The sequence below is a fragment of the Clostridium sp. AM25-23AC genome, assembly GCF_003435125.1.
Taxonomy (GTDB): domain Bacteria; phylum Bacillota; class Clostridia; order Lachnospirales; family Lachnospiraceae; genus Pilosibacter; species Pilosibacter fragilis.
Genome location: NZ_QWGI01000039.1, coordinates 1 through 338, shown reverse-complemented (window position 1 = coordinate 338; position 338 = coordinate 1). Strand labels below are relative to the sequence as shown.

Here is a 338-nt window from a genome sequence, read left to right as displayed (position 1 = left end):
ACAAGGATTTTCTCGATAAACTCGTTGAGCATGGCAATGGTCAGCTTGTCGAAGTTCTCGTACTTGTCAATCAGAGCGATAAAACGATCAGCGTCCTTTTCGTGCTTCTCATAGCTCTTGACAGCCTTTTCCAGAGCAGAGATTTCGGCGGTAAGCTCGGACTGTTCCTTTTCGTATTGAGCGTCCAGAGTGGCGTATCTGCTGTCGGACAGCTTTCCTAAAATGTTGTCCTCATAGATTTTACAGAGCAGGACTTCCAGCTCGGAAACTCTCTGCTTGGCTGTGGCAAGCCGTGTGCGCTGTTTCCTGACCTCTGTGGTCTGCTGGCTGGACTGCGC

General features: G+C 50.0%; 1 protein-coding gene. It reads right to left on the bottom strand.

The features are described from left to right. A partial coding sequence (locus tag DW677_RS18925) for a DUF4368 domain-containing protein (RefSeq protein WP_242992204.1) occupies positions 1–338 on the bottom strand: 338 nt, incomplete at both ends.